Source organism: Actinosynnema sp. NPDC059797, from assembly GCF_042732085.1.
Taxonomy (GTDB): domain Bacteria; phylum Actinomycetota; class Actinomycetes; order Mycobacteriales; family Pseudonocardiaceae; genus Actinosynnema.
Window position 1 is genome coordinate 1 of sequence record NZ_JBHWIE010000372.1, and the last position, 6,451, is coordinate 6,451.

Sequence of the window (6,451 nt, forward strand, 5' to 3'; positions counted from 1 at the left end):
CACCTCACGTGCCGGTAGGGCCGCTGATCCCGCCCGGCGCCCCGCCCGGCCCTGCGCCGGGGGGGCCCCGGCACCCCCCCCCGCACCCGTCACGAGGGGCGGCGCACGTCCTCACCCGCCTCCGCCGCCAACCCCGTCGTCACCGGCTACTGCACCGCCGACCCGGCGCCGCTGGTCGTCGGCGACACCCTGTACGTCCACGCCGGCCGGGACGAGGCGCCCGCCGGGCACGACAACTTCCTCATGCGCGAGTGGCGCGTGCTGTCCTCGACCGACGCCGCCACCTGGACCGACCACGGCGCGCGGGCGAGCGTCGCCACGTTCCCCTGGGCCGGCGCGGACGCCTGGGCGAGCGAGGTCGAGCCCCGCGACGGCAAGTACTACTGGTACACCTCGGTCAACGGCAAGGGGCGCGGGCTGGATGGACATCGGCGTCGCGGTCGGCGACGGCCCGCTCGGGCCGTTCCGCGACGCCAAGGGCGGCCCGCTGGTCAGCGACGGCACGCCCAACTCGTCGGGCCTCGACATCGACCCGACCGTGTTCACCGACGACGACGGCCAGACCTACCTGTACCGGGGCGGCAACTTCCGCCGCTCGGTGGCCGTCGACCTGCTGCACTTCAACGCCGACGGCACGATCCGCGAGGTCGTGCAGACCACCACCGGGCCACCGCCCAACCCGGGCGGCGGCGGCAACATCGCGCCGGCCTCGACCGCGTCCACCTCGCACGTCTCGGCGTGGGAGTCCCTGGCGGCGCTCAACAACGGCGGCACGCCCGCCAACTCCGCGGACCGCTCGAACCTCGCCTACGGCAACTGGCCCCAGCGGGGCACCCGGTGGGTCGAGTACACCTGGCCCACCGCCCGCGCGGTCAACCGCTCGTCGGTCTACTGGTTCGACGACGGGCAGGGCATCGACCTGCCGGCCTCCCGCCAGGTGCAGTACCGGACCGGCAGCGCCTACGCGCCCGTGCCCGGCCAGTCCGCGTGCGGCGTCGCGGGCGACACCTCCAACACCACCACCTTCACCGCGGTGACGACCACGCGGCTGCGGCTGTCGATCACCTCGAAACCCGACTCCTCCACGGGGGTGCTGGAATGGCAAGCGTTCGCGGCGTGACCCGGCGGCCGGCGGTCGTCACCCTGCTCGGCGCGCTGCTCGTCCCCGCCGACCGGGTGGCGGCCGCGCAGACCATCGGCTACCCGACGTTCCCCGGCCCCGCGATCCCCGCCCCACCGGCCGGCTCGCGGCTGGTGAAGAACGACCTGACCACGATCCGCCCGCGGCGTCACCCTCGCCGCCGGGCAGTCGGTGACCGCCAAGGTCGTCATGGGGTTCGCCACCGACGAGATCCCCGCGTCGCGGACCGAGTACGACGCCTACTACCGCTGGTGGCCGATGCGGTTCAACCACCTCGACGTGGACATCCCCGGGCGGGACTTCCAGTTCCCGGTGTCCATCGAGGGCGTGACGGGCTACGACAACGCCATCGCGCTCACCCGGCCGATGCACATCGACGACCTGAAGCACCTGCGCGACCCGGTGTACTCGTGCGGTCCGTGGCTGTCGGTCGGGCAGACGTCCAAGGGCGGCCGGCCCGCGATCGCCGGCAACCTCGCCCGCTACGCCGAGGGCGACGCCAGGGGCCAACTGTCCCATTACGACACCAACGGCAACGGCGTGATCGAGTACGACTGGGGCGCGCTGACCGGCAACGACGCCGCGGTCTCGTTCGACTGGCGGCCCGGCCGCCTCGACCGCGCCGGGGCCGCGTACGTGTGGAGCGGCGCGGCGGCCGGGCACCCCGGCAGGTGGCCCGACGCCAACGAGTTCTGGGCGAACTGGAACGCCTCCACCCGCACCGTCGACTACCGGTCCTGGATCCACCACAACACCCTCGGCAGCTCCAACCGGACCGTGGTCGAGGACGTGGCCGGGCTGCGCCCGCGCACCGACGCGGCGGTCGGGCTGTGGCCGATCGACATCGGCTGGTCCCACTTCGCGGTGAACGACCTGCGCTACCGCGGCGTGGACCTCAGCGTCGTCTGGGACGACCCGGCCGACGGGGTGGCCCGCTACCAGGGCGTGCCGGAGGGCTACTCGGCCTACCTCGGCGGGACCCGCGCGTTCACCGTCGACCGGCTGACCCGCGGGCCCTACGACCCGGCCACCGGCGCGGTCACGTTCCCGTCGGGCAGCGGCTCGGTCCGCTTCAGCGCGCCGTTCCCGGTGCTGCGCGCGCCGCAGGACTTGGCGCACACCGGTGCGCGCCTGGTGGACGTGTTCGCCAAGGCTGGCGTGAACCTGGCCTCCTCCGCGCCCAACCTCGCCCGCGGCGCGCGGCAACTACAACCGGGTCACCTCCACCCCGGTCACGACCCAGCGGCTGCGCGTCGTGCTCACCCGCGCGCCGGGGTTCCGGACCGCGCTGACGGAGGTGAAGGTCTGCTGACCGACCGAACTCGACCGGTGCCGCGGTCCACAGAGGATCGGGCGGGCCGCGGCACCGGCGGGCGCCCCGGGGCGGACCCCCGATCGTCAGGCGATTGAAAGGTTCGCCCCGGGGGAAGTCCCGGATGATGGTCGGGATGTCCGCTTCGAGATCACCACAGCCACCGCGCCCGCCCGAGCCCGGCGAGGGGTGGCCGTGAACTTCTGGGAATTCGTGGCCGACCGGTGGAACCGCCTGCTGGTCGAAGCCCTGCTGCACGTCAGCGCCGTGGTCCAGTGCACGGTGCTGGCCGCCGTCATCGGGGTCGGCCTCGGCGTCGCCGTGTACCGCAGCCCCCTCGGCTCCACCATCGCGACCGCGCTGACCAGCGCGATCCTCACCATCCCCTCGTTCGCCCTGCTGGGCCTGCTCATCCCGGTGCTGGGCCTGGGCGTGGAGCCCACCGTGGTCGCCCTGGTGCTGTACGGGCTGCTGCCGATCGTGCGCAACACGATCGTGGGACTGTCCGGTGTCGACGGAGCCGTGCGGGACGCGGCCCGCGGCCTCGGCATGACCAGGTTCGGCACCCTGACCAGGGTCGAGCTGCGGCTGGCCTGGCCCGCGATCCTGGCGGGCACCCGCATCTCCGCCCAGATGCTCATGGGCATCGCGGCGATCGCCGCCTACGTGCGCGGCCCCGGCCTGGGCGTGGAGATCTTCGCCGGGCTGACCAGGGCCGGCAGCGCGAACGCGACGAACCAGGCCATCGCAGGCACCCTCGGCATCGTGGTCCTCGCGCTGGTCCTGGACGGGATCTTCGCGCTCATCGGCCGGTACACCGTCTCCAGGGGGATCCGTGGCTAGCGAGATCGAGCTCATCGACGTGACCAAGCGCTACCCGGGCACGCGCGAGCCCGCGGTGGAATCGGTCAGCCTGACCGTCCCGGCGGGGGAGATCGTGGTGTTCGTCGGCCCGTCCGGCTGCGGCAAGACCACCACCATGCGCATGATCAACCGGTTGATCGAGCCCACCTCGGGCCGGATCACCCTCGACGGCCGGGACACCCTGTCGCTGGACCCCGACGAGCTGCGCCGCGGCATCGGGTACGCGATCCAGCAGGCCGGGCTGTTCCCGCACCTCACGGTCGCGCAGAACGTCGGCACGGTGCCCCACCTGCTGGGCTGGGGCAAGGCCCGGGTGACCGACCGGGTGGACGAGATGCTGGACCTGGTCGGGCTGGACCCGGCCGACTTCCGCGACCGCTACCCCCGGCAGCTCTCCGGCGGCCAGCAGCAGCGCGTCGGCGTCGCCCGCGCGCTCGCCGCCGACCCGCCCGTGCTGCTGATGGACGAGCCGTTCGGCGCGGTCGACCCGATCACGCGCGGCAACCTCCAGGACGAGCTGATGCGGCTGCAGGCCGAGCTGCGCAAGACCATCGTGTTCGTCACGCACGACTTCGACGAGGCGGTCAAGCTCGGCGACCGGATCGCCGTGCTCGGCCCGCGTTCGCGGGTCCTCCAGTACGACACGCCCGAGGCGATCCTGGCCAACCCCGCCGACGACACGGTGGCCGGCTTCGTCGGCGCGGGCGCGTCGCTCAAGCAGCTGACGCTGCGGCGGGTGCGCGAGGTCGAGCTGAGCCAGGTGGTGACCGCGTCGGTGGGTGACGAGCCCGCCGAGGTCGGCCGCAGGCTGGCCGGCTCGGGCCAGGGGTACGCGCTGCTGCTGGACGCCCGCAACCGGCCGGTGAGCTGGGTGCACGCCCGCAACCCGGGGCAGCCGCGACCGGTCGGCGACCCGGTGTCGCTCCAGTCGACGCTCCAGGACGCCCTGGAGGCGATCCTCACCGAGGGCGGCGCGGCGGTCGTGACCGGCGCGCGCGGCGAGTACGTGGGCGTGGTCGAGATGGACGCGGTCATCGGCACGGTGCGCAAGCTGCGCGACGAGCACGCGGCGGAGGTGGGCACGTGACGGCCGCGGTCGCGCAGGCCCGCCGCGCCGAGCGGCTGCGGCTGCTGATCCAGCCGATCGCCGTGGTGGTGCTGGTCGGCGGGGTGCTGGCCTGGGCGTTCGGCCAGGACCTCGACTCCATCGAGCGGCAGAGCATCAACCTGCCCGCCCTGGCGTCGGCCACCCGGGACCACCTGGTGATCAGCTTCGCGGTGACCGCGCTGGTGCTGGTGGTGGCCGTGCCCCTGGGGGTGCTGCTGACCCGCCGGTGGGCCCGCCGCGCCGCACCCGTGTTCCTCGGCATCGCCACCATCGGCCAGGCCTCGCCGGCGGTCGGCATCCTCGTGCTGTTCTTCCTGGTGTCCGGCCTGGACGGGCTGTGGGCGGCGGTGCTGCCGATCGCCTTCTACACGTTGCTGCCGGTGCTGCGGAACACCGTGGTGGGGCTGCAGGGCGTGGACCCGGCGCTGGTCGACGCCGGTCGCGGCATCGGCATGTCCGCCGCGACCGTGCTGCGCCGCATCGAGCTGCCCCTGGCGGTGCCGCTGATCCTGGCCGGGCTGCGCACCGCCCTGGTGCACGCGGTCGGCGTGGCGACCCTCGCGGTGTTCGTCAACGGCGGCGGGCTGGGGCTGCTGATCGACACCGGCTACAAGCTCGCCCGCGTCACCGTGCTGATCACCGGCGCGGTGCTCGCCGTGGGCCTGGCGCTGCTGGTGGACTGGCTCGGCGCGGTCGCCGAGACCTACCTCGGACCGAAGGGGCTGCGATGAGGAGGGGACCGACGGCGCGGCTGGCGGCGCTGGCGCTCGCCACGGGCCTGCTCGCGTCGGGCTGCGGCCTGGAGTCGTCGTTCGCGCTGCCGTTCGAGGTCGGCCCCGGCTCGATCCGGCCGGTGCCGGAGCTGGCCGGGGTGGAGGTCGCGGTGGGCTCCAAGGACTTCACCGAGAACCAGGTCCTGGGCTACCTCGCCGAGGTCGCGCTGGTGGCGGCCGGCGCGGAGGTGCGGGACATGACGAACATCCAGGGCTCCAACAGCGCCCGCCAGGCGCTGATCACCGGCGACATCGACCTGTCGTGGGACTACACCGGCACCGGGTGGATCAGCTACCTGGGCAACACCGAACCGGTCCCGGGCGAGCAGGCGCAGTACGAGGCCGTCCGCGACGCCGACCTGGCCCGCAACGGCCTGGTCTGGCTCGACCACTCGGCGGTCAACAACACCTACGCCTTCGCCGTCACCCGGTCGTTCGCCGAGGCCAACGGCCTGCGCACCACCTCGGACATGGCGGAGCTGATCCGCCGCGACCCGGCCAAGGGCGTGTTCTGCCTGGAGACCGAGTTCGTCAGCCGCAACGATGGGTTCCCCGGCGTGGCCCGCGCCTACGGGTTCGACGCCGGCGCCGCGCAGGTCAAGACGTTCGGCACCGGCACCATCTACACCGCGACCGCCGACGGGCTGTGCAACTTCGGCGAGGTGTTCACCACCGACGGGCGCATCCTGGCGCTGGACCTCGTGGTGCTGGAGGACGACAAGCGGTTCTTCCCGCAGTACAACGCCGCGGTCGTGCTGCGCGACGAGTTCGACCGGGCCCACCCGCAGGTCCGGGAGGTGCTGGCCCCGATCGTCGACAAGCTCGACAACGACACGATCCGCGAGCTGAACGCCGAGGTGGACGTGGACGGCCGCGACCCGGCCGCGGTCGCCCGCGACTGGCTGGTCGAGGAGGGCTTCGTCTCGGTGCCCGCACCCTGACCGGCCGCGCGGTCAGTGCGACTCGCGCCCGACCCCCGAACCGCTGGAGCCGAGCAGGAAGTCCAGGTCGGCCCCCGTGTCGGCCTGGAGCACGTGGTCAACGTAGAGGCGCTCCCAGCCGCGCGCGGGCGCCGCGAACCCGGCGGCGGTGGCCGCGTCGGGCGTGCGCCGGGCCAGCTCCGCGTCGGGCACCTCGACGTCGATGCGGCGCGCCTCGACGTCGAGGGCGACGACGTCGCCGGTGCGCACCAGCGCCAGCGGGCCGCCGGCGGCCGCCTCGGGGGTGACGTGCAGGACGACCGTGCCGTAGGC

6 protein-coding genes and 2 pseudogenes are annotated in these 6,451 nt (G+C 73.7%); 7 read left to right on the forward strand and 1 reads right to left on the reverse strand.

The window, feature by feature from the left end:
- Positions 1-171 precede the first annotated feature (171 nt).
- The 7 genes and pseudogenes from ACFV4N_RS37355 to ACFV4N_RS37385 form a co-directional block, all read left to right on the forward strand.
- Positions 172-342: pseudogene (locus tag ACFV4N_RS37355) on the forward strand (glycoside hydrolase); the annotation flags it as partial.
- 79 nt (positions 343-421) lie between these two features.
- A complete protein-coding gene (locus ACFV4N_RS37360) occupies positions 422-1,120 on the forward strand; it encodes a hypothetical protein (RefSeq protein ID WP_499677396.1) in 699 nt (232 codons plus the stop codon).
- 192 nt (positions 1,121-1,312) lie between these two features.
- Positions 1,313-2,551 carry a hypothetical protein gene (locus ACFV4N_RS37365; RefSeq protein ID WP_499677397.1) on the forward strand — a complete coding sequence of 413 codons (1,239 nt, stop codon included), beginning with the start codon at positions 1,313-1,315 and terminating at the stop codon, positions 2,549-2,551.
- Between the two features lie 97 nt (positions 2,552-2,648).
- Positions 2,649-3,296 (forward strand): ABC transporter permease, encoded by a 648-nt coding sequence (locus ACFV4N_RS37370; protein WP_499677398.1) that lies wholly within the window; start codon positions 2,649-2,651, stop codon positions 3,294-3,296.
- Complete coding sequence (locus tag ACFV4N_RS37375; protein ID WP_499677399.1) at positions 3,289-4,404, forward strand: ABC transporter ATP-binding protein; 1,116 nt, start codon at positions 3,289-3,291, stop codon at positions 4,402-4,404. The genes ACFV4N_RS37370 and ACFV4N_RS37375 overlap by 8 nt, the downstream gene beginning before the upstream one ends.
- Entirely contained in the window at positions 4,401-5,156 is a 756-nt protein-coding gene (locus ACFV4N_RS37380) for an ABC transporter permease (protein ID WP_499677400.1), read from the forward strand. The genes ACFV4N_RS37375 and ACFV4N_RS37380 overlap by 4 nt, the downstream gene beginning before the upstream one ends.
- Positions 5,153-6,139, forward strand: a complete 987-nt coding sequence (locus ACFV4N_RS37385; RefSeq protein ID WP_499677401.1) for a glycine betaine ABC transporter substrate-binding protein — start codon at positions 5,153-5,155, stop codon at positions 6,137-6,139. Before ACFV4N_RS37380 ends, ACFV4N_RS37385 begins: the two co-directional genes overlap by 4 nt.
- 12 nt (positions 6,140-6,151) lie before the next feature.
- Here the strand turns inward: ACFV4N_RS37385 and ACFV4N_RS37390 are convergent.
- Positions 6,152-6,451 (reverse strand): annotated as a pseudogene (locus tag ACFV4N_RS37390) (dihydroxy-acid dehydratase); the annotation flags it as partial.

Excerpts from the sequence above, each read along its gene's own strand:
- ACFV4N_RS37360 (WP_499677396.1), top strand. The coding sequence starts at position 422 with ATGGACATCGGCGTCGCGGTCGGCGACGGCCCGCTCGGGCCGTTCCGC.
- ACFV4N_RS37385 (WP_499677401.1), top strand. The coding sequence starts at position 5,153 with ATGAGGAGGGGACCGACGGCGCGGCTGGCGGCGCTGGCGCTCGCCACG.